The following is a 21032-nucleotide window of genomic DNA, read 5'->3' on the forward strand; positions in this document are numbered from 1 at the left end:
CGCGGGCAGGGCGATCAGCTCAATAGTGCGGATCGGGACCGCCGTTGGCGCGGCCGAGCGCACGACGGATCCGGGTCAGCACGCCGAGTCTGTCCGCGTTGTCGGCGACTCCGTTCTGGTAGGCCGCGCGGGTGCGGCGAGTGTCGGGGTGATCCGGGCCGAGGACGCGTTGTTGTTCGTCGAGGAGTTCTTCGTATTCGGCGGTGGCGGTGGCGGTATCGCCCGCGCGGTGGCGGGCGTGGGCCAGGTAGTAGCGGGTGGCGAGGATGCGCGGATGATCAACGTCTAATATCCGCTGTTCGTCGGCGAGCAATCGCTCGAGATCGGCGACCGCGGCGCGGGGATCGCCGGATGCACAACGCCAACGGGCCAATTCGTTGCGATTCAGCAGGGTATCGGGGTGATCGGCGCCGAGGACCCGGACGCGGTCGACGAGCAATAGCTCCAGCTCCGCGACGGCCCCGGCCGGATCACCTTGTGCGCCACGCCAGCACGCGAGGTCGTGGCGGGTGCGGAAGGTGTTGGGATGCTCGGGTCCGTGCACTCGGATACGGTTGGCCAGCACCTGCTCGAATTCCGGCAGGGCCGTGGCGATATCGCCGCTCTCGGCGCGGTAGTGCGCGAGATTGGCTCGGGTGCGCAGGGTGTCGGGATGGTCGGGACCCAGGACCCGCTCGCGCGCCGTGAGCAGCTGCTCGAATTCGACAACGGCCGCGGCGGGGTCGCCGCTCTCGCCGCGCCAATAGGCGAGGTTGTGCAGGGAGGTCAGCGTGTCGTGATGGTCGGATCCGAGGATCCGCCGCCGGTCGTTCAGCAGTACCTCGTATTCGGCGATGGCCGTGGCGTATTGGCCCGCCTCACCACGCCATCTGGCCAGGTTGTGCCGGGTACGCAGGGTGTCGGGATGGTCGGGGCCGAGCACCCGCAGCCGGACCGGAAGCAGCTGTTCGAGTTCGGCGAGCGCGGCCGCGATATTGCCGCTCTCCCCGCGCCAGAGCGCCAGGCGGTGCCAGGTGTGCAGGGTCTCGGGGTGGTCGGGCCCGAGGATCGTGCGTTCGTCATCGAGCAGCTGCTCGTATTCGGCGACGGCGGCGCCGATCTGGCCGCTCTGACCGCGGAAGAACGCCAGACTATGACGGGTACTGAAGGTTTCGGGATGGTGCGGCCCGAGAACCGCCAGTTCATCGCGGAGCAGGTGCTCGTATTCCGCGACCGCGGTGGCGGGGTCGCCGCTCTCGCCGCGCCAGTAGGTCACCGCGTAACGGGTGCGCAGGGTATCGGGATGGTCGATCGGCAACACCCGCTGGCGATCGGCGAGCAGTTGCTGGTACTCCTGCACCGCGGTGACCGGATTGCCGCTCTCCCCGCGCCAGCAGGCGAGTTCGTGGCGGGTGCGCAGCGTATGGGGATTGTCGGGTCCCAGGAGGCGGATCCGGGCGGGCAGTATCTGTTCGAATTCGGCCACCGCCGTGAGGTAGTGGCCGATTTCGCCGTACAGGTGCGCCAGGTTGTGGCGGGAGAGCAGGGTAATCGGATGATCGTGGCCGAGAATGCGCTGCTCGTCCTCGATCAACTGCCGGAACTCCTCGATGGCGCTGCGGTGATCGCCGCTTTCCCCGCGCCAGTAGGCAATGTTGTTGCGAGTGCGCAAAGTCCGCGGGTGCTCGGGTCCGAGAATGCGGGTCCGATCGGTGAGCAGCAGCTGGAACTCCGCGATGGCGGTGGCGTGGTCACCGCTGACGCCGCGCCAGCGGGCGATGTCGTTTCGGGTGATCAGCGTGTGCGGGTGATCGGGACCGAGCACGCGGTCCTGCTCGGCGAGCAACTGCTGGAACTCGGCGATGGCCCGCACGTGATCGCCACTCTCGGCGTGCAATTGGGTGACATGGTGGCGGGTCTTGAAGAAGGCCGGATCGGCGGTGGCGGAGATGCGCTGCTGATCGACGAGCAGTTGATGCAGCTCGATAATGGCGGCGTCGATATCGCCGCTTTCGCTGCGCCAGTACGCGAGTTCGTAACGGGCGGTGAGGGTATCGGGATGATCCGGCCCGAGGATCCGCAGCCGATCGGCGAACAGTCGCTGGAATTCGGCGATGGCCTCGGCCGTCTCGCCCTTCTCGCCGCGGAAGTGCGCGAGGTCGCCTCGGGTGCGCAGGGTAGCCGGATCGTCGGCGCCGAGCAGCCGGGTTCGATCCGCGACCAGTTGCTCGAATTCAGCTACGGCCGTGGGGAAGTCACCGCTTTCCCCGTGCCAGCGGGCCAGATTGGTGCGGATCGTGAGAGTGCCGGGCGCGTCGGCACCGAGCACCCGAATGCTCTCGGCGAGCAGGTTCTGATGTTCGGCGGTGGCGCCCGCCAGGTCACCGCTCTCGCCGCGCCAGAACGCGAGATTGTTGCGGGCGGTGAGGGTGTCGGGGTGATCCGGACCGACCGATTGCTCGAAGGTGGGGATCCAGGCGGCCCACAGATCGCGATTGTCCGTCGCACGTGGCGTATTCAGCCGGTCGAGGAATGTCACCGCGGCGGCCGAATCGCCGTAACCGAGATAGTGGCGTACGGCGGATCGGCGCGCGTAATCGGTGATCTGCGGCGCCGGTTCGGTCGAGCGCGCGTTCTGCTCGAGCGCCATCGCCAGCGCCCGATGCGCGTCCCGGCGGCGCGCCACAGTACGTCCCTCGATCATAAGCGAACGCCGAAATGCATTGTGCGCCATGCCAAGTGTCTCCCCCGGAGTGCCGGGGCGGCCACGGCTGACGAGGACACCCAGCCGGACGACCAGGTCTCGAATCCGATTGGTGCTCAACCCGATACCGAGGGAATCCAAGGCGCGCTCGAGCAGTTCCAACGGCAGCACCGGCCCCGCCCCCGCCGCGACCAGGATTCCGAGCAACGCCGAAACGGCGTGCGCTGTCGTGGAATCCGCGCTATCGACCACGTCGCGGACGCGCCGCCAGACCAGCGTATCGAGGCCGATCCCCCGGTCCAGATCCGAAGAGCTGATATCGGAATGGATTTCGATCAGCAGCCGGGCCAACAGCCAACCACCTGTCGGAGTCTGCTGCAGCAGACCGTCGATCCATTCGCGCCAATTCGTATGCTGGGAGTGGCCGCGAGCCGCCGCGACGGTGCCGACGATATCCGCGGTTGTCGGCGCCGGCAGTTCGATTCGGCGCATATGGGCGAGCAGCGACGAGTCCTCGACACCGGTTCCCGCGCGGATTCCGACGATGAGATGGACGTGCGCGAGTTCGGGGCGTTGGGTCAGTTCGGCGATCGCGTAGGAGAGCAGCGCGCGACTGCCCCGCTTGGGGTGATCGAGTCCGTCGATCAGAATATGCACCGGTTTCGACCGGTCGAGCCGGGCCAGTGGCCGCAGGATCTTGATGTCGAACTGGTCGAGTCTGCTGTTGTCCTGCTCGGCGAGGTCGAATTCGACCATGCGCGTCGCGGTCTTGAAGCCATCGAGCCGCCTGCCCAGCTGCTGCGCCAATTCGGCGGTGAACGATTCCATCGAGCTGGTCACGTCGAGAATCACCGCGGCCGTGATGTATTCGGCCTTGATCGGCAGCGTATCCACCCATCCGGGTCGGATGAGCGTGGCGAGCAGGGTGGATTTCCCACAGCCCGCGGGCCCGACCACACCGCGCAGCCGTTCCGCACCAGCCTCGACCACCTGGGTCAGCCGCTCCCGCAGCGGCTCCGAGACCACCAGACCGTTGATCAGCTGATCGATGAAACCCGCTGCCGCGCTGCCGCTCACGGCATCCTCGCGTCGCGCGACATTGGGGACCAGCCACAGACCGGGATCGCTACTGGCCGTGCGGATTCCGGAAGTGAAGGAGAACGACTGCGGCTCGAGCGCGGGACATTGGCGCAGCGGCAGCACCAGATCCGAAGGCAACAGGCTTTCACCGCCGCGCGGCACGCCCTTGCCGAATGTGGTGATGATCGTTCGCGTGAAGCATCCGAAATAGGCGGGGCCATTGCCGGTGGCGACCAGCAGTTCCACCCGCCCGTTCGGGCCGGACGCCTCCGGCCAGCGCCTGGCCGCGCCGCGCACGCCCTCCCCGGTCTCGCAGGCGTCGACCAGCACGATCAACCCGTCCAGCGCGGGGGCGCTGTTCAGTCGTTCCTGGATTTCCTGGGTCAGATGAAAAGCGTTGCGCAGCTTGGGCAGCGGTGGGGAATCGTGTGCGAGGAGATAGAAATTCTCCGAGGCGGTCGTCATGCCGTGGCCGATGAAGCTGATCAGCAGCGTCGCTTGTCGATTCGAGGCGATCTCGAAGGCATCGTCTGCGGCGCGGGCCAATTCGTCGATCGTCGGGTCCAAGAGCGGCCCACCGGTCCGGGTGGCCGACTGCCAGCCCCCGAGCTCCCGCAGCTCGGTGTAGAGGCCGGTGGCGAGGTCGCCGGTGAAACCCAGTCTGGGCAGCGCGGCGCACTCCGAGCCGACTACGAGTGCCACCCTCCCGCCCATATTCCGCAACCTACCCCGCCCGCGCCCGCCCCTGGGCAACAACGTGAAATCGAAAAGGGCACGATCACAACGGCTTTGTGATCAACTCAGCCCGCCGCCGCGCCGACCGGAGCCAGGTTCTCGCCGCGCAGCCGCTGCGAGATCACCTGGGTGATGCCATCGCCGCGCATGCTGACGCCGTAGAGGGCGTCGGCGATCTCCATGGTCGGCTTCTGGTGGGTGATGACGATCAGCTGGCTCTTCTCGCGCAGCTGCTCGAACAGGCCGATCAGGCGGCGCAGGTTGGTGTCGTCCAGCGCTGCCTCGACCTCGTCCATCACGTAGAACGGCGAGGGGCGGGCGCGGAAGATGGCCACCAGCAAAGCGACCGCGGTCAACGACTTCTCGCCACCCGAGAGCAGTGACAGCCGCTTGACCTTCTTGCCGGGCGGACGCGCCTCAACCTCGATGCCGGTGGTCAGCATGTCCGACGGATCGGTGAGCACCAGCCTGCCCTCGCCGCCCGGAAACAGCTTGGCGAAGACGCCGACGAATTCGCGCTCGACATCCTCATAGGCCTCGGTGAACACCTGCAGGATGCGGGCGTCCACCTCGGCGACCACGTCGAGCAGGTCCTTGCGTGCGCTCTTGACGTCCTCGAGCTGGGTGGCGAGGAAGTTGTAGCGCTCCTCGAGCGCCGCGAACTCTTCCAGCGCAAGCGGATTCACCTTGCCGAGGGTGGTCAGATCCTTCTCGGCGCGTTTGGCGCGGCGCTCCTGGGTCTTGCGGTCATAGGGCATCGGCGCGGGCGCGGTGACCTGTTCGCCGCGCTCCTTGGCCTGCTCGTACTCCTGCAATTCCAGATCCGATGGCGGCATCGGCACGTCCGGACCGTATTCGGCGATCAGGTCGGCCAGCGCGATGCCGAACTGTTCGGCGATGGTCGCCTCGATCTGTTCGATGCGCAGTGCCGCTTGGGCTTTGGCGACCTCGTCGCGGTGCACGGCGTCGGTGAGCTGGGCCAGCTGAGTGGTCAGCGTCCGGACCCGCTCCTTGACCTGCTCGACCTGGGTAGCGCATTCGGTGCGGCGGCGCACCAGTTCGTCCCGACGCCCACCCGCTTTGGCCACAACGGATTCCAGTTCGGCGGCGACCTTCGCGCCGGATTCGGCAACGGCGGCAGCGACTTCGGCGGCCTGCCTGCGTGCGGCTTGGGCGCGTTCGGCGCGGGCCCTGGTCTCGCGTTCGGCGCGGGCCGCGCGGCGCAGCGAATCCGCCTTGCCGCGAACCGATTCCGCGCGCTCCTCGGAGGTGCGCACGGCCAGGCGAGCCTCGACCTCCATGGATCGGGCCTCGGCCAGTGCGGCCGCGGCCTCCTCCCGGTCGCGGCCCGCCGATTCGGTCCCCGCCGCGCCCATGCCGTCGTCGTCATCGGATTCGAGTTCGGTGCGGCGCAGCCGTTCTTCGAGATCGGCCAGCGCCGCCAGCGCCTCCTCCCGGCCCGACTCGGTGTCCGCGCGCTGACCGGTCAGTCGGTCGACGTCGGCCTGCGCGGTACGCGCGACCTCGCCGAGCCTGCCGAGCCGGTCGTACATCACCACCAGGGCCTGATCGGATTCGTGCAGTGCGAGCAGCGCCTGGTCGACGGCGTCCTTGCGGTCGGCCTGTTCGGCAAGCGCACCGGAGAGTGCGGCCTCGAGTTCTTCGGCCCGGCGTTGGGCGGCGACCAGATCGGCCTTGGCGGCATCGATATCGGCCTGGATCTCCAGCAGACTCGGTGCCCGATCGGATCCGCCGAGCACCCAACCGGTTCCGGTCAGATCGCCGTCGCGGGTGACAACCCGCAGTTCCGGCCGGGCCCGAACGAGTTCGGCGGCGGCGGCGAGATCGTCGACCACGGCGACACCGGCGGTCAGTGCGGCAATGGCGCCGCGCACGTTGTCCGGGCCGTCCACCACGTCGGCGAGCCAGCGGGCCGTGCCGGGCAATGCGCCGTTGTGCGTTGGTGCAGTCCCATCGGTGCCGAACACCAGCGCGGCGCGACCGCCATCGGCCTCCTTCAGCGCTCGCACCGCGGCATGCGCGCAGTCACCGGTGTCGGCGGCCACGGCGTCGGCGAGCGGACCGAAGGTCGCGGCGACCGCGGCCTCGAAACCACCGTGCACCCGGATCAGCCCGGAAAGCGGACCGAGCAGTCCTTGCGCGCGATTTTCGACCAGCCAGGCCGCGCCGTCCTTGCGCGCCAAGCCCATGCTCAACGCTTCGATGCGCGCGCTCAACGAGGCGACGCGCTTGCTGGCGTCGCGGTCCTGTTCACGCAGTTCGGTGACGCGCTGGTCGGCCAGTGCGAGGGCCTGCACCGCGTGCTCGTGCTGGGCGTCCAGGCCGGTCTCACCGGCCTCGAGTTCAGCGAGTTCGCCCTGGACGGTATCGAATTCGGCCTGGGCCGCCTCGCCACGCTGGCGGGCCTCGCCGATCGCGACGGTCAGCCGGGTGATCTCCGCATCGACCGACTGCGACCTGGTGCGCAGCGTCTCCACCTGGCCTGAAAGCCGGGCCAGACCCTCGCGCCGGTCGGCGATGGCCCGCACCGCGGCCAGATGTGCCTGTTCGGCGGCCTTCGCGGCCTGCTCGCGCTCGGCGAGTGCATCGCGCGCCGCCTCCAGGGTTTCGGCCGCGATCTCGACGGCCTCGCGCAGTTCGGCCTCCTCGGCCTCCACGCGTTCGGCCTCGGCCTCGAGCTGTTCGGGATCGCGGCCGCTGCCGACCGGCAGGTCGGTGTGCAGGTTGCGGGCGCGATCGCCCGCGATACGGATGGTGGCATTGACGCGCTCGGCCAGCGCGGACAGTTGGAACCAGATCTGCGCGGCCGCCTCGGCGCTCGGCGTGAGCCGGGACAGCTGGAATTCCTGCTGTGCCAGTGCGGCATTCGCGGCGTCGAGTTCGGTCTGCACCGTGATCTGCTGCTCGCGGGCGTAGGCCTCTTTGCTCTGCTGGCTCTCCAACTCGTTGCGCCGGGTGACCAGATCGTCGGCGGCCAAGCGCAGGCGTGCGTCGCGCAGGTCGGCCTGCACGGTCTGCGCGCGGCGGGCCACCTCGGCCTGTCTACCGAGCGGTTTGAGCTGGCGGCGCAGTTCGGTGGTCAGGTCGGTGAGGCGGGCGAGGTTGGCCTGCATCGCCTCCAGTTTGCGGACCGCCTTCTCCTTGCGCTTGCGGTGCTTGAGCACACCGGCGGCCTCCTCGACGAAGGCCCGGCGGTCCTCGGGCCGCGATTCCAGGATTGCCGAGAGCTGGCCCTGTCCGACGATGACGTGCATTTCCCGGCCGATACCGGAGTCGCTGAGCAGTTCCTGCACATCCATCAGACGGCAGGAGCTTCCGTTGATCTCGTATTCGCCCGCGCCGTCGCGGAACATGCGCCGGGTGATCGAGACCTCGGCGTAGTCGATCGGCAGCGCACCGTCGGAGTTGTCGATGGTCAGCGTGACCTCGGCGCGCCCGAGCGGGGCCCGGCCGGAGGTACCGGCGAAGATGACGTCCTGCATCTTGCCGCCGCGCAGCGCCTTCGCACCCTGTTCGCCCATCACCCAGGTGAGCGCGTCGACGACATTGGATTTACCCGAGCCGTTCGGGCCGACCACACAGGTGATGCCCGGCTCGAAGCGCAAGGTCGTCGCGGACGCGAAGGACTTGAAACCCTTCAACGTCAGACTCTTCAGGTGCAAATTCGACGCCCCTTCCCTGCGCGGTGGTCGGACATTCGTCGTCCTTTCAGAGCTGGCCTTTTCGAGCGACCTGCAAGCAGTCGCTAGCAGCCAGCCATCGTATCCGTCTGGTATCGGTTACCCCGAAAGCGGGCGGACACCGACGGTGACCGAATGCGCGATGCCCGGCCCTGGACACTCGTAGGGTATCGACTCCCCTGCCGATATCTCATGTTTTGGTGTGCCCCGAGTTTGCTCGGTCCGGGGCGGGCGGCGAGGTTCGGCCCCGCGCGCCGATGGAGTACTTCGAGAAGTTGGAGGGGTCGTCGAAGCCGGTGTTCGGCGAACTCGGCCACTGAATCCGATGCGTGGTGAGCAACCGCCTGGCTTCCAGGATGATTCGCTCGTCGATGCGCTGTTCGGCGGTGCGGTCGGTGTTCTGCCTGGCCAGGCGGTTGGGCGGATACCCGCCGAGGTCGTCCGCAGTCGATATCTCGCTTCGGCGGCGGGCGATCTGCCCGCCCGGCGCGGTCGGTGACGCAGTATCGGCGCTATCCCGGTGAGCGGCAACAGATTTCCGAGACCAGGACACCGCTCTACCGCTGAGTTCGGCGATATAGCGCTTCCAGCTCGGGTTCGACGAGGACGGCCGGACCATGTCCTTCGCTCGGCTGGGTGGCACCAGATCCGTCGGCGGCGGGTTATCCGGCATGACCTCAGCCGCATCGGCGGATGAACTGCTGCCGGGTATTCTTCTCGGTGCGGTGCGTGGCACCACCTACTGGTTTTCTCAACCTCGAGGGCACTCTCACTCCGCTGGATCAATCGGTTCTCGCTTGCGCTATCGCCGAACCCACTCGGCGCATACGATCCAGTCTGATTCGCCAGGGAACCGTTCGTCCGGGAGTGCAGAGCATGCCATCGGCCAAGACCAGCACCGTGCTCGGTCTGGTCCGTCATGCGACGACGCTGCGGCTGACCCGCATCGCCACGCTGGTCGTGGGCAGCCTGGTCTTTCTCTACGCGTGCGAGGTCAGCCGCAAGGGTGACCTGTCCGATGTGTGGACCCAGCTCGCCATCGCCGGCGGACTCGCCCTCACCGGCCTGACAACCGCCTGGTTCGAGGTGAAAGCCGCCGACCATGCCGCGACCCGCGCGCGCACCGACATCCGTGGCTTCCTCATCGAATCCGAAGGGATATCGGTGCGGGCCCGCATCACCCGCTCCGGCGATCTCGTCTTTCACGGCCACGACTCCGGCGGCACCCACCCCGCCTACGAATGGGACTGGGCCTTCCGCGCCGCCACCTTCCCCGCCATCCGCGCCGCCCTCGGCGGCAAGGGCGACCTGCTCGAACTTCTGGAACGCACGGTCCCCGACTTGGACCGGCACGATCGCTACGACCCGGGCGCTTGGCTGCACAACCAGGGCATCCCCGCCGCCTTCCGCGAACGCGGTGACTCGTCCAACCGCGTCACCCGCGTCCTCCCGGTCATCGAACCCTCACTCGCCCAACATGATCCGGACAGTGACGACCGCGAATCCACTGGAGCACACCAGCGGGCAAGCGAGCACCGCAACCCATCACCGCACCCGCGCACCCGCGAACCCGCAGCCTCGAATCGGCCCGAACGATCGGGCCGCCGCCGCGAACCATCACACGAACAGGCCGCACCAGCGCACACCCGCCGCAGCTCCCCCGCCGACCGACGCCGCCCCGAACCGTCGGTCTCCGCCCGCGACGAACAGCCAGCCGCACGCCACGGCGAACCCGCGCCACGAAGACGCAACCAGCCACCGAAATCCCACCGACACGAACTACCGAGCGACCGCTGGGACGCACCACCCGACGACCACCGAAACGCACGACCAACCGACCACTGGAACGAACCGCTCAACGACGAATTGGACGCACCACCGAACACCCCACCGGCCCGACGCCGCGACGATTCATCACGCCACCGCAACACCGAAACCCCGAGCGGTCACTGGCCCGAAGCACCAGACCCTCGCTACCGCAACCCCGCGCCCCGCCCCCGAGACGGAAATTCCGGCGCACACCGGCACGCGCTGTCCGGTGCCCACCACACCGAATCCCCTTGGCCGCACACGTCCGATAGCCAGCGATGGGACGAGCCACCCGACACCCGTCGCAGGTAGGCAGCCAACCGCGCGCGTCGGCGAGGCGTCGGCTACCGACCTGCCCAGAATGGGAAATCGCCGGGGCGAGGTCAGTAGGTGATTCGCCTGGCCGTCGACTCCTTCAGGACCGCGAGTGTGGCGTGGGTGCGGTGGTCGGCCTTGATGATGCCGTCGATCTCGCGGACCAGGGGATCGATGCCTTCGCCCGCGCGTCCCTCGCCGCCGATGGCGACGCCCACCAGGCTGCGATCGGCGTAGCCGCAGACGCCGCGTTCACCGGCGCTGCGCTTACCCTTCGGCGGCAGCGTCACGTATTTCGGCTCGGTGGCGGCCAGCAGCATGAAGCCGCTGGTTGCGAAACCATCGAGCTGGCCCAGTGACCATTCCTCGAGCACGCCCGCATCGGTGCCCTTATCGCCGAAACCGGTTTGTTTGTCCGCATCCTTATCCGTCGGCGCCCCGGTGCGGCCGGGATTGGGCGCCAGCCCGCCGAAGGTTTCATTGGTCATGATCGCGCGCGCCTGAGCCGGATCGGTGCCGCGCGCGATGAAGATGTATTTCTCCGCCTCCAGCTTGTCGAGTTCTTCGCCATTCTTCTTCGACTGATCACGCTGCGCGCCAGCGAGTTTCCCGGCGCGCTCCCTGTTCTGCTTGCCGTCCATGAGCTCACGCAAGTAGGCGCGATCGGCTTCGGCCCGAGTCTTCCTGGTCTGGGCCAGCTTGTACAGCTTGTCGTAGGCGTAGGCGACGTCCACTTCGGTAAAGGTCTCGGACTTGTCGTCGATCGCACTCATAGCGATGATGCCGAGCAGTTTGTAGGCGGAAGTGCCAGACTTGGGCTGCGGCTCGACGAAAGGAACGAGCAATTCGGTGGCCTTCAAAAAGTCTTGCTGTGGAATCCCTTTCGCCGCAATGAGATCGGTCGCAGTCGGATCTTTGATATTCAGCATCAGCTTCTCCCATCGCCGGATGACGCGAGCACCTTCGGCCGATGGTAGGCGTCGACTATCGCACGCGGACAGTGCCTTTCGCCTCTGACTCAACCGTCAGCAACCGCGCGGTTCGATACAGATGAGAATCAACCCTGGGCCACCGGGGCCACCACGCCGCCGCGACCCTCGCCGACTTCCTTCGTGCGCTGCACCGCGACGCGCCGCCCACGGCCCGGACCAATCCGAACCGCGGGGTCCCGCTCAGAACCCTTGCGCGCGAATTCGACAACAAGTTGCCCGCGATCACCACCGCCATGTCTGCCGAGGTCCGGGCCGCCTGGGACGAAGCCGTGGACGCGCCCGAGTGGGCGGGGCCTCCGGTGTGGCTGCATGGCGACCTGCATCCTGCGAATGTCGTTGTCGCGGAGGCGACATCGGCGGGCGTGATCGACTTCGGCGAACTCTGCGCCGGTGACCCGGCAACAGATCTCGCGGCCGCCTGGCTGCTATTGCCGGACGGCGCCGCCGAACCATTCTTCGACGCCTACTCGACCGCGGACCGGGCCACGATCCGGCGGGCACGCGGGTGGGCGCTGCTACGCGGCCTTTCCCTCATCGACATCGGCCGAGCATGGGAGCGCGGTCTGCCCTGCGGCCAACAGACCTGGGCGCCCCTGGGCCGGGCAGCTATCGAGCGCGTTCTGGCCTCCCGCTGACAGTCGGATCGAGTCGAGGTCTCAGCAGGCCTTGACATTCCACATTGGAGGGTGCATTCTGATGTCACCTTCCAATGTGGAATATAGATCTAGACGTTAGGACCTGGACATGGAAATCTCCCCTGGCACTCGGGCCTCCGACGCGGAGCGCGAGAAGGTTGTGCGTCTGCTCGGGCGGCATATGGCCGAAGGCCGGATCGACCTCGCCGAATACGATCAGCGCATCGCCCGCGTCTACGAGACCGGGGTGCGCGACGATCTGCAGCTGGTGCTGTCGGATCTGCCGAAACTGCCGAAAGAATCTGCCGTACAGAAGAATTCGACCGCCCGCTTCCCGATCTGGCAGCAGATCGAGGGCACCTCATGGCTCGGAGTCAGCGTGCTGGTCCTCGCCATCTGGGCCGCGATCTCGGTCAGCGTCGGCGAATTCACCTACCCGTGGCCGATCTGGGTCATCGGCCCGTGGGGCGCGGTGCTCGCCTTCCGGATGCTGGCCGGTTTCGAATCCGGCCGATTCCGGCGCCACACCAACTGAGATGGTCGACAATCTCCCCGCTCCGAGCGCCGACCATCGGCTATGTCGTTGCGGCCGTGGGTGGTTCGGGTTTGCGCTCAGTGAAGATCGCGCTGATATGCGCGGGAACCTCGGAGTCGGGAAGAATCACGAGCACCTCATCCCCCGCGTGCAGGGTGGTGTCGGCGGCCCCCGCGACGAGTCGACCGTCGCGGATGATGAGGCTGATCCAGATTTCACCGGAGTGCAGGTCGGCCGGAGTGCTGCCGTCGGCGACCGAGCCGGGGGCGATCCGGTAGCGATGCAGTTCCTGCGGTTCGTGCCGAAAACGCACGCCGACACCCCACGGTTCCGGAGCGACGACGCGCAGCGGCACACCCAGCCTCGCGGCCAGCACCGGGACCAGGCCGCCCTGCACGATGACCGAGAACGCGACGACGATGAAGATGATCGCGTACGCACGATGACTGTCGGCGACACCCGCATGCACGATGAAGGTGCCCAACAGAATTGGCACGGCACCTTTGAGACCGGTCCACAGCACGAATCCGCGCTCGCCGCGAGTGAGCCGCACCTTCCACAACAATGCGCCAACGAGCAGCGGCCGGATCACCAAGGTCAGCAGCACCGCCAACACGAGACCGATCAGCCACGCGCCGCCCTCACCGATGCCGTGCGGTCCGCTCAGCTGGATCGTGAGTCCGAGCAGGACGAACACGACGATCTCGGCCAGATTCGCCAACGCGGAGTGGAACCGTGCGATATCGGCCTTGTAGGGCGCGCGCTGATCACCGATGACGATCCCCGCGACCAGCACCGCCAGAAATCCCGAGCCGTGCGCCAGCGTCGCCGCACCGTAGATCGCCAATGCGGACATCAGGACTCGCAAGGAATACAGCCCCGCGGCGGGCAGCGGCACGCTCCGCATGAACCACAGCAGACCCAGTCCGCCCGCGATACCGACCGCCCCGCCGACGAGCATTTGCAGGCCGAATTCGGTGGTGGCGTGCAGAACGGCACTTCCGTTGAATGTTGTGGCGCCGAGCAGTGCGATCAGCAATGCGATACCGACCGGGTCGTTCGCCCCCGACTCGCCCTGCAGCAGGACGCCACTGCGACCGGAGATTTCCCGGCGACCGAGCACCGAGAACACCACCGCTGGATCGGTGGGCGCCAGCGCGGTGCCGAGCAGCAGCGCTATCCGCCAGTCCAATCCGAAGATCAGATGCGCGGCGAGCGCGAGGGCCGCCGCCGTCACCAGGGTGCCCGCCACCCCGATCCAGACGATCGCACCCGCCGCGGACCGGAAGCGTCGCCACCCGATCTGCATGCCGCCGTCGAACAGGATGATCGCCAGCGCCACCGTCGCCACATGCTCCACCGCCGAGATCGGCACGGTCCCCAGTTCGGGCCAGATATCGGAGGCCACCGCCGCGCCTACCAGGAACAATGCTGGCGCGGGAAGAGCGAGCCATTCGCCGAGGCGGTTGGACAGCACGGCGGCGATCCCGACCAGCGCGGTGATCAGCACGGCCGATGCGAACGGGACGACGGTGGTCACCGACCGCACCCGCCATCGGCGGTTCCGGAGGTCGACACTCCTGCTCGGCGCCGGTCGAGCGGGTGATTCGACCCCCATTGGATAGACAAGAGATGTCCTTTCACGCAGTCGAACGGCTAGTACCCGCCGACCCGACTTCCCGGCACACCCAAGATCAGCCTAACGCGTTTCTTACGGCCGTGGCCTCGTATTTTGCCGCTGCGGCAGCGTCGAGCAGGTATGGGCGCGTATCATCGCGCGCGACCCGACCCGACGCGGATGATGTTGCTGCGCAACGGGTTTGCGTTTCGATCTGCAGTGGTATACCGGAATCGTGAGGGCTTCAAGGTATTTGGCCTCGTTCATGAGTGTGCTGGTGGCCGGTTTCGCGATTTCCGTCCTAACCGTTCGTCCTGCTCTCGCGGCTCCGCATGTGGTCGACGAGGCACCGCTGGATGGGGCGATATCGCGGGTGGATGTCTATTCGCCCGCGATGGATCGGGTGGTGAGCAACAGGGTGATTCGGGCCTCGGGTGGTCCGGCGCCGACGCTGTATCTGCTCACCGGTATCGGTGGCGGCACCGACGGCATCTCGTGGTGGGACGATACGGATGTCCGGCAATTCTTCGCGGATAAACACGTCAACGTGGTGATGCCGATCGGCGGCGCGTACAGCATGTACACCGACTGGCTCACCGATGACCCGGTGGTCGGTCGCAACCGCTGGCAGACCTATCTCTCCCGGGAACTCCCCGCGGCGCTCGACACCCGGCTCGGCAGCACCGGACGCAACGCGATCGCTGGCGTCTCGATGAGTGCGGCATCCGCGGTCGACCTCGCGATTCAGGCACCCGATGTGTACAGCGCCGTGGCGGCCTACAGCGGCTGCCCGTGGGCCTCGGACGCGCTCGGGGTGGCGATGGTCAGCGCCCAGGTGATCCGCGGCGGGGCCAATCCGGTCAATATGTGGGGCGAGCTGGGCCAAGGGATTTGGCGGGTGCACGACGCATTCACCAATGCTTCCGCGCTGGCGGGCAAGACGATCTACCTTTCGGCCGCCACCGGCGCCCCGGGCGCGATCGATGAAGGTGGGTTGGGCTTCCCGCCGATCGAGGCGATCGCCAGCGCGTGCACCGACGCGTTCGCGGACCGGCTCGGCGAGCTCGGGCTGCCGGTCGTCCACGTCAATCGCCCCGAGGGCTCGCACACCTGGGGTCAGTTCGAGACCGACCTGCACGACTCCTGGCCGCACTTGGCCCGCGCGCTCGGCGTTTGATCGAGATTCGCCAGCCGCGAGGCTACGGTGGGATGCCATGGACACCGTCGCCCTAGCCGAGTGCGGCGACGTCCCGCCTGCCCAGACCTCGCGAACGATGGGGGTTGTCGTCGCGGCCGGCTGTCTCATCCTGCTGCAGTTGGCAATTCGCTACTGGGTGGCCGATAGCGGTTACTTCTACTGGGACGATCTGATTCTGGTCGGCCGGGCGGGCACGTATCCGCTGTGGTCCACGGATCTGCTGCTCTACAACCACGACGGACATTTCATGCCACTGGCATTCGCCACGGCGTGGGTGGTGACCGCGGTTGCGCCGCTGACGTGGGCCGGGCCGGTGGTATCGCTGCTCATCCTGCAGCTCGGGGCGTCGCTGGCGGTATTGCGGATGCTGATCGTGCTGGTCGGCGTGCGATGGACGATTCTGGTCCCGCTGGTGTTCTACCTGTTCTGCCCGTTGACACTTCCGGCCTACGCGTGGTGGGCCGCCGCCCTCAATGCGCTGCCGCTGCAATTCGCGCTCGCCTGGGTGATCGGCGATGCGATGCGGCTGGTCGACAGCGGTCGGCGGCGGTACGCGGTGTCGGGGATCGTCGTGCTCGCGGTGGCGCTGCTGTTCTTCGAGAAGTCGGTGATCGTCCCGTTCGCCGCGTTCGCCATTGCCATACTCGCCCGCCACATCGATGGTCTCGGATCCGCGATCCGCGTGGTGGCGCGGCGCGGCGCGGCGCTCTGGGCCGGATCCTGCGTGGTGATCGTCTGTTGGCTGGGCGGATACCTCACGGTGGTGGATGTTTCGGCGCTGCACAGCAGTCCGGCCGAACTGCGCGACCTACTGCCCGGCGCAACATCGTCGGGCATCGTGCCGTCGCTGTTCGGCGGGCCTTGGAGCTGGGAGCGCTGGCTGCCCTCGACGCCGTGGGCGGATCCGCCGGGCTGGGCGGTGGTGTTGGCGTGGGGCTGTTTGGGCGCACTGGTGGCGCTGTCGATGCGTGCGAGGGTTCGGATCGGGGCGGTGTGGTTCACCGCTGCGGCGTACGTTCTGGTTGCCCAGTTGCCGGTCGCGTTGGCTCGCAGCGGACCGAATACCGCGGGCGAGCTGATGCAATCCCTGCGCTACTTCGCCGATATCGCGGTGGTGCTCGCCGCGGCAGGTGCGCTGATATTGCGTGCGCGTCCGCGCGACCAGGCGACCGTGTCACGTCCCGGCCCGCGTGGAAGTGCCCGCACGTGGTTGCCCGGACCACGTGCCGTGGCCACGCTGACGGTGATATTCCTGGTGAGCAGCCTCTGGTCCACCGCGACCTTCGTGCGCTCATGGCGCATCAACCCCACCAGAACCTATGTCACCAACGTGAAGTCGGCGCTGGCCGACTCCGACAGCGCACCGCTGCTCGAGCAGGAAGTGCCGTGGAATGTCCTGAACCCAACGGCATATCCGCAAAATCTGACCAGCCGCGTGCTCGCACCCCTCGCGACCCCGACCACCTTCGCCGACTCGACCCCACACCTGCGCATGATCACCGATACCGGCGCGATAGTCGAAGCAGCCGTCTGGTGGAACCGCAGCATCCGCCCCGGCCCGGACCCCGACTGCGGCTACCGAATCCACGGCCCCCAACCGACCGACCTCCCCCTCGACGGCCCGATGCTCGAACACGAATGGACCGTCCAACTCAATTACCTCGCCAACCAAGACGGCCGCATCACCATCTCCTTCGAACACGGCGCCCCCGTCCCCGCCCCCGTCCGAAAAGGCCTGAACACCGTCTACATCCGCGTAACCGGCAGCGGCACAACCCTCCGCATCAGCCCCCGCACCCCAGCCCTCGACCTCTGCGTAGGCGTAGGCCCCGTAGGCGTCGCCTCCTACGACAACTGACCGCCGCGCAGACGGAGGTGATCGGCCCCGCCAGGGATCGTCGAGGCCATAACCGCGGTCGTGGCCTCGCATGCCTAATGGTGACGCCGGTAGCGTCACAACGCGAGCAGCGCAGTCTTACCTACCGGGTGGGACCGCTCCCACCAAGGTGTTCGTCACACGTTTCAGCTCAGAACACAGTTCGGGCCGCCTACCGTTCTCGCTCACCGAAGTTTCGAACGTGACCGTTCCCGATGCGACGCCGGACCGAGGATCCCGTGCTACGTCGAATGCTATGTCGCAGAAGTAATCCGAGTCCGCCCAGTACAGCTGGACTGCGGGGCGACCGCCGATTGTCAGCGGCGTCGGCCGGACATATTTGTCGCGGTCATATACTTCGGCCGCGAACGGGACACTAGTGGAATAGATCGAGAAGCTGTACCACGCACCGTGCCACATGCACGACGCATAGTCGCTCACCGTACCTGCGCCGGACCGCTTCGAACCCGGTTCGAGACCGGCCGCTGCGAGGTCGCGATCCGGGATCGTGCAGGGATCCCATACGGGTATCTGGGATTTCGTCGTCGTTGGTGCGGCCGTGCTGGTCGTGCTGGCCGACGATGGCCAGGGCAGCACTGTTGTCGGCAATACCGACCTAGCTTGCTGGGCAACAGCTTTGGCAACTGATTCGGCACCGGACTGCAGATCTTTGCGCAGTTCCGGCGAGTCTCCCACGGGAAAGGATTCGGGAATCCCGGACCAATCCTCACCCGAGGTCACGACCTCCACCTGCAGATTACCAATTCGGAACCGGAGACCGATCCTCACCGCCGCCTTGGGCTGCTCGACCCAGGTGATCGCGTCTTCGCCGACACCGGGAACCGACATCGGCGGCGAGCTGTTGCTGGTTGTGGTGGCCTGCGCCAAGAGGCCGGTAGTGGTCGCACCGGCGAGAATAGGCAGAGTGACGATGTCGTAATTAATCGTGACGCTTCGCGACATCGGTACCCGATACGGCTTGATGGGTTCCCGAGGGACCGGATCGTCATACTTCGCGGCACAGTACAGATCCTGTGCATACTCTGAACTCGTATGGCTCTGCTCGAATCCGACCGCCGGACTGTACAGATCGCCCGCAAACGCCTGCACGGCTTGCTCCACCGGTTTCACGGCGTCAGCACAGGTAGCGGGCAACGACGAGAAGCCAGATCGGTACTCCAGGTCGGCGATTTCATGGGAACAGCCAACCAACCACAGTACCGAGCACAAAAGCACGGCGCGCAACATATCGACCTGGCGGCCACGACGAATACCCACCAACGAATCCCTCCCCAAAAACCATGTCGCCCATGTGCGACCGATGTCGGGGGTAGGTTACTCGACTGCGCGCGGCCAGGTCGGATGGAACGCTGCCTCAGCCCCATTCTTGGCGATCGCCTTGGTAAAACCGATGATTCCGGCCTTGGCCGGGGAGTCGGCCTGTCCGCACGGCCGATACCCGAAACTGCCTGCCGGCCAGCGGCTTCGATGGCCGCGAGGATCCATCGCCGCGGCAGTGGTATTCCGTAGCGGAACTACAGGATGGCGAAGGCGACGACCAGGCCGAGGGCGAAGTGTGCCGCGGCCACTACGAGGACTTCGGTGGTGTAGACCTCGGATGCCAGCGCCGCGCCGATGTCGATGCCGAGTGCGCGCTCGATGACCCGGACCGAGATCACCTGCGCGACGATGCCGACCAGTCCGTAGATGCTGGCGGCAATCAGTCCCTCGGAGAGTTTGCCCGCGGAGGCGTAGGTCGCCAGCACCACGATGAGGGCCATGCTGACCATGCCCGCGGCGGCCACGATGACGGCGTTGGGCTTGCCCTCGGCGACCAGCGCGCGCAGTTTGCCGGGTGTGGTCAGATCGATGGCGTAGAAGCCGACGAGCATGAGGGCCAGGCCGACAATGGCGTAGAGGACGATGGCTCCAACGCCGGTGCCGAGCGAGTTCCAGTAACCCGATTCGAGGGCAACTGCGGTCATCGTGATCCTTCCGAGGTGAGGTCGCGTAGTGGCTTACTGCGTAATGCGGTGCGGGACAAAGGCGGAGCTGTCGTCGGTGATCAATCCGGCGGTCTCGCGGATGCCGAGCCCGGCCGCGTTGTCGCCGACGATCCAGGCACCGAGCACGGGACGCATATCGTCGAATTCCGGTAGCGGGTCCAGCAATTGGTAGACGAAACCCTCTTCGCCGTAGACCCCGCCGGTGGCCGTCTCCAGTCCCGCGCCGACAATGGTCATATTCGCGCCCTCGCGCCCGAGTTTCGGCTTGCGAATGTATTCGGTGAGCTCATTGGGCTGATCGAGATAGGCGGGCAATAGATTCGGATGTCCGGGGTACATCTCCCACAGCACCGCGAGGATCGCCTTATTGCTGAGCAAGGTCTTCCACAGCGGCTCGACCCACATGGTCTGCGGCAGACTCGCGACCACCCGCTTGCCGAAATCGTCGTCGAGCACCCACTCCCACGGATAGAGCTTGAAGATCGCATCGATCGAGCCCTCCGCCAGATCGACGAAACGTTCCAGCTCACTATCGAATCCGACCTCCTCGATCGGCAGCGCGATGGTGTCGAATCCGGCCTCGGCCGCGGTCTCCTGCATATACGCGGTGGTGACATTGTCCTCACCGGTGGCATCGGCGCCGGACCAGGTGAAGTGCAATTGCGCCGAGGGCAGGATGTCGCGCAGCTCGGTCCAGCGCTCGACCAGCTTCTCGTGCAGCGAATTCCACTGATCGCCGTCGGGAAAGAGCGCGGTCAGCCAGTGCCACTGCACAATTGCGGCCTCGAGCAGTGAGGTCGGCGTATCGGCGTTGTACTCCAACAATTTTGCCGGGCGGCGCGCGTCGTATCGCAGATCGAAGCGCCCGTAGACGTGCGGGTCACTGCGCCGCCACGATTCGGCGATCGGTCCCCAACTCCATTCGGGCAGACCGAAATCCTTGTACCGCTCGGTGAGCACGACATGTTCGACCGCATTCAGGCACATCGAATGCAGCAATTCGACATCGGCCTCCAGCGCGAGAATTTCCGACATCTCGAACTCGTAGTGCACCGATTCGTCCCAGTACGGCCGGGGCAGACCGCTCGCATCCCGGCCCGGCGCACCGTAGACGAGCCCCTGACCTTCGATGATCTGCTGCCACCCGGGCCGCGGCGTACTGCGCACGCGCCGCATCACGAACCACCGCCGCTCTTGCTGCTGGTCCCGAGGCCACCGCGGGTGACGGTGCCGCCGCTCTTGGTCGTGATCTGCGCCCCCTTGGGCTGCACCGTGGTTCCGCCCGTCGGCGGCTTGCCGACGGTATTGGTGCCGCCGTAGTAGTAGCGGTACTGGTGTCCGTTGTAGATGAAGATCCCATTGCTGCCGGTGTACGCGCCGGTCGCTCCCGAGCTGACCGCGGTCGAGGCGACCTCGCAGTCGTCGTCCGGGGTGACGACCTCCTGACCGTTCTGATCGATCATGGTGCAGTACGCGGTCACGTCGGCGGGCTTGGTGAGCGCCCGATATGCGAGGTAGCCGCCGCCGACCAGTCCGGCGACGCCGACAATGGCGACACCGCCGATGAGCACTCGCTTACGGGTGCGTTTCTTGCTCTCCGCAGCGGCCGCGGCGGCGCGCTGCGCCTCCTCGGCACGCTTACGGGCCTTGTCCCGGGCCCGCGCCTCGGCCACCGTCGGCGGACGAGGCTGCGTTACTCCGGGCTCTTGGCGCTGAATGCTGCCCGCGCGCGGCGGTGTTGCGAACCGACGGGGCCCGGTACCCGGCGGAACCGGTTGGGGCGTCGCCGATTCCTCGCCCGCAGAACCGGGAGCTGGCGAGTCGCCCGGACCCGGCGCTGATTCCGGCC

At 66.9% G+C, this 21032-nt stretch carries 14 protein-coding genes; 5 read left to right on the plus strand and 9 right to left on the minus strand.

Annotated elements, in window-relative coordinates; genetic code table 11:
• Nucleotides 1-19: 19 nt before the first annotated feature.
• The 3 genes from ACHQ4I_RS19875 to ACHQ4I_RS19885 form a co-directional block, all read right to left on the minus strand.
• Complete coding sequence (locus ACHQ4I_RS19875; protein WP_420773278.1) at nucleotides 20-4477, minus strand: tetratricopeptide repeat protein; 4458 nt, start codon at nucleotides 4475-4477, stop codon at nucleotides 20-22.
• Between the two features lie 86 nt (nucleotides 4478-4563).
• On the minus strand, nucleotides 4564-8181 hold the full coding sequence (gene smc / locus ACHQ4I_RS19880) for a chromosome segregation protein SMC (RefSeq protein WP_420773279.1): 3618 nt from the start codon (nucleotides 8179-8181) through the stop codon (nucleotides 4564-4566).
• Between the two features lie 208 nt (nucleotides 8182-8389).
• Nucleotides 8390-8872, minus strand: coding sequence for a hypothetical protein (locus ACHQ4I_RS19885; RefSeq protein ID WP_420773280.1), 483 nt, complete (start codon nucleotides 8870-8872; stop codon nucleotides 8390-8392).
• A gap of 203 nt (nucleotides 8873-9075) precedes the next feature.
• On the opposite strand from ACHQ4I_RS19885, the gene ACHQ4I_RS19890 reads away from it, so the two are divergent.
• A complete protein-coding gene (locus ACHQ4I_RS19890) occupies nucleotides 9076-10320 on the plus strand; it encodes a chromosomal replication initiator protein DnaA (protein WP_420773281.1) in 1245 nt (414 codons plus the stop codon).
• Between the two features lie 71 nt (nucleotides 10321-10391).
• Here ACHQ4I_RS19890 and ACHQ4I_RS19895 read toward each other — a convergent pair whose 3' ends face one another.
• The gene (locus ACHQ4I_RS19895; protein ID WP_420773282.1) at nucleotides 10392-11252 is read right to left on the minus strand and encodes a hypothetical protein; all 861 of its coding nucleotides are present in this window, start codon (nucleotides 11250-11252) and stop codon (nucleotides 10392-10394) included.
• A gap of 134 nt (nucleotides 11253-11386) precedes the next feature.
• Between ACHQ4I_RS19895 and ACHQ4I_RS19900 the strand changes: the two genes are divergently transcribed.
• Both ACHQ4I_RS19900 and ACHQ4I_RS19905 read left to right on the plus strand, forming a co-directional pair.
• Nucleotides 11387-11950, plus strand: a complete 564-nt coding sequence (locus ACHQ4I_RS19900) for a phosphotransferase (RefSeq protein WP_420773377.1) — start codon at nucleotides 11387-11389, stop codon at nucleotides 11948-11950.
• 109 nt (nucleotides 11951-12059) lie between these two features.
• Complete coding sequence (locus ACHQ4I_RS19905; RefSeq protein WP_420773283.1) at nucleotides 12060-12485, plus strand: DUF1707 SHOCT-like domain-containing protein; 426 nt, start codon at nucleotides 12060-12062, stop codon at nucleotides 12483-12485.
• 40 nt (nucleotides 12486-12525) lie between these two features.
• Here ACHQ4I_RS19905 and ACHQ4I_RS19910 read toward each other — a convergent pair whose 3' ends face one another.
• Complete coding sequence (locus ACHQ4I_RS19910; protein ID WP_420773284.1) at nucleotides 12526-14025, minus strand: cation:proton antiporter domain-containing protein; 1500 nt, start codon at nucleotides 14023-14025, stop codon at nucleotides 12526-12528.
• Nucleotides 14026-14368: 343 nt separating this feature from the next.
• Between ACHQ4I_RS19910 and ACHQ4I_RS19915 the strand changes: the two genes are divergently transcribed.
• On the plus strand, nucleotides 14369-15280 hold the full coding sequence (locus tag ACHQ4I_RS19915) for an alpha/beta hydrolase (protein WP_420773285.1): 912 nt from the start codon (nucleotides 14369-14371) through the stop codon (nucleotides 15278-15280).
• 37 nt (nucleotides 15281-15317) lie between these two features.
• Nucleotides 15318-17159: a hypothetical protein gene (locus ACHQ4I_RS19920; RefSeq protein ID WP_420773286.1), complete on the plus strand. Its 1842-nt coding sequence runs from the start codon at nucleotides 15318-15320 to the stop codon at nucleotides 17157-17159.
• A 117-nt stretch (nucleotides 17160-17276) separates the two neighbouring features.
• Here the strand turns inward: ACHQ4I_RS19920 and ACHQ4I_RS19925 are convergent, their stop codons facing one another.
• From ACHQ4I_RS19925 to ACHQ4I_RS19940, 4 genes are all read right to left on the minus strand, one after another.
• Entirely contained in the window at nucleotides 17277-18455 is a 1179-nt protein-coding gene (locus tag ACHQ4I_RS19925) for a DUF3558 domain-containing protein (RefSeq protein WP_420773287.1), read from the minus strand.
• A gap of 257 nt (nucleotides 18456-18712) precedes the next feature.
• Nucleotides 18713-19162: a DUF350 domain-containing protein gene (locus ACHQ4I_RS19930; protein ID WP_420773288.1), complete on the minus strand. Its 450-nt coding sequence runs from the start codon at nucleotides 19160-19162 to the stop codon at nucleotides 18713-18715.
• 33 nt (nucleotides 19163-19195) lie between these two features.
• Nucleotides 19196-20359 (minus strand): glutathionylspermidine synthase family protein, encoded by a 1164-nt coding sequence (locus ACHQ4I_RS19935; RefSeq protein ID WP_420773289.1) that lies wholly within the window; start codon nucleotides 20357-20359, stop codon nucleotides 19196-19198.
• Nucleotides 20359-20856, minus strand: coding sequence for a hypothetical protein (locus ACHQ4I_RS19940; RefSeq protein WP_420773290.1), 498 nt, complete (start codon nucleotides 20854-20856; stop codon nucleotides 20359-20361). Before ACHQ4I_RS19940 ends, ACHQ4I_RS19935 begins: the two co-directional genes overlap by 1 nt.
• Between the last annotated feature and the right edge of the window lie 176 nt (nucleotides 20857-21032).

The sequence above is a fragment of the Nocardia nepalensis genome, from assembly GCF_048910785.1.
Lineage (GTDB): Bacteria > Actinomycetota > Actinomycetes > Mycobacteriales > Mycobacteriaceae > Nocardia > Nocardia nepalensis.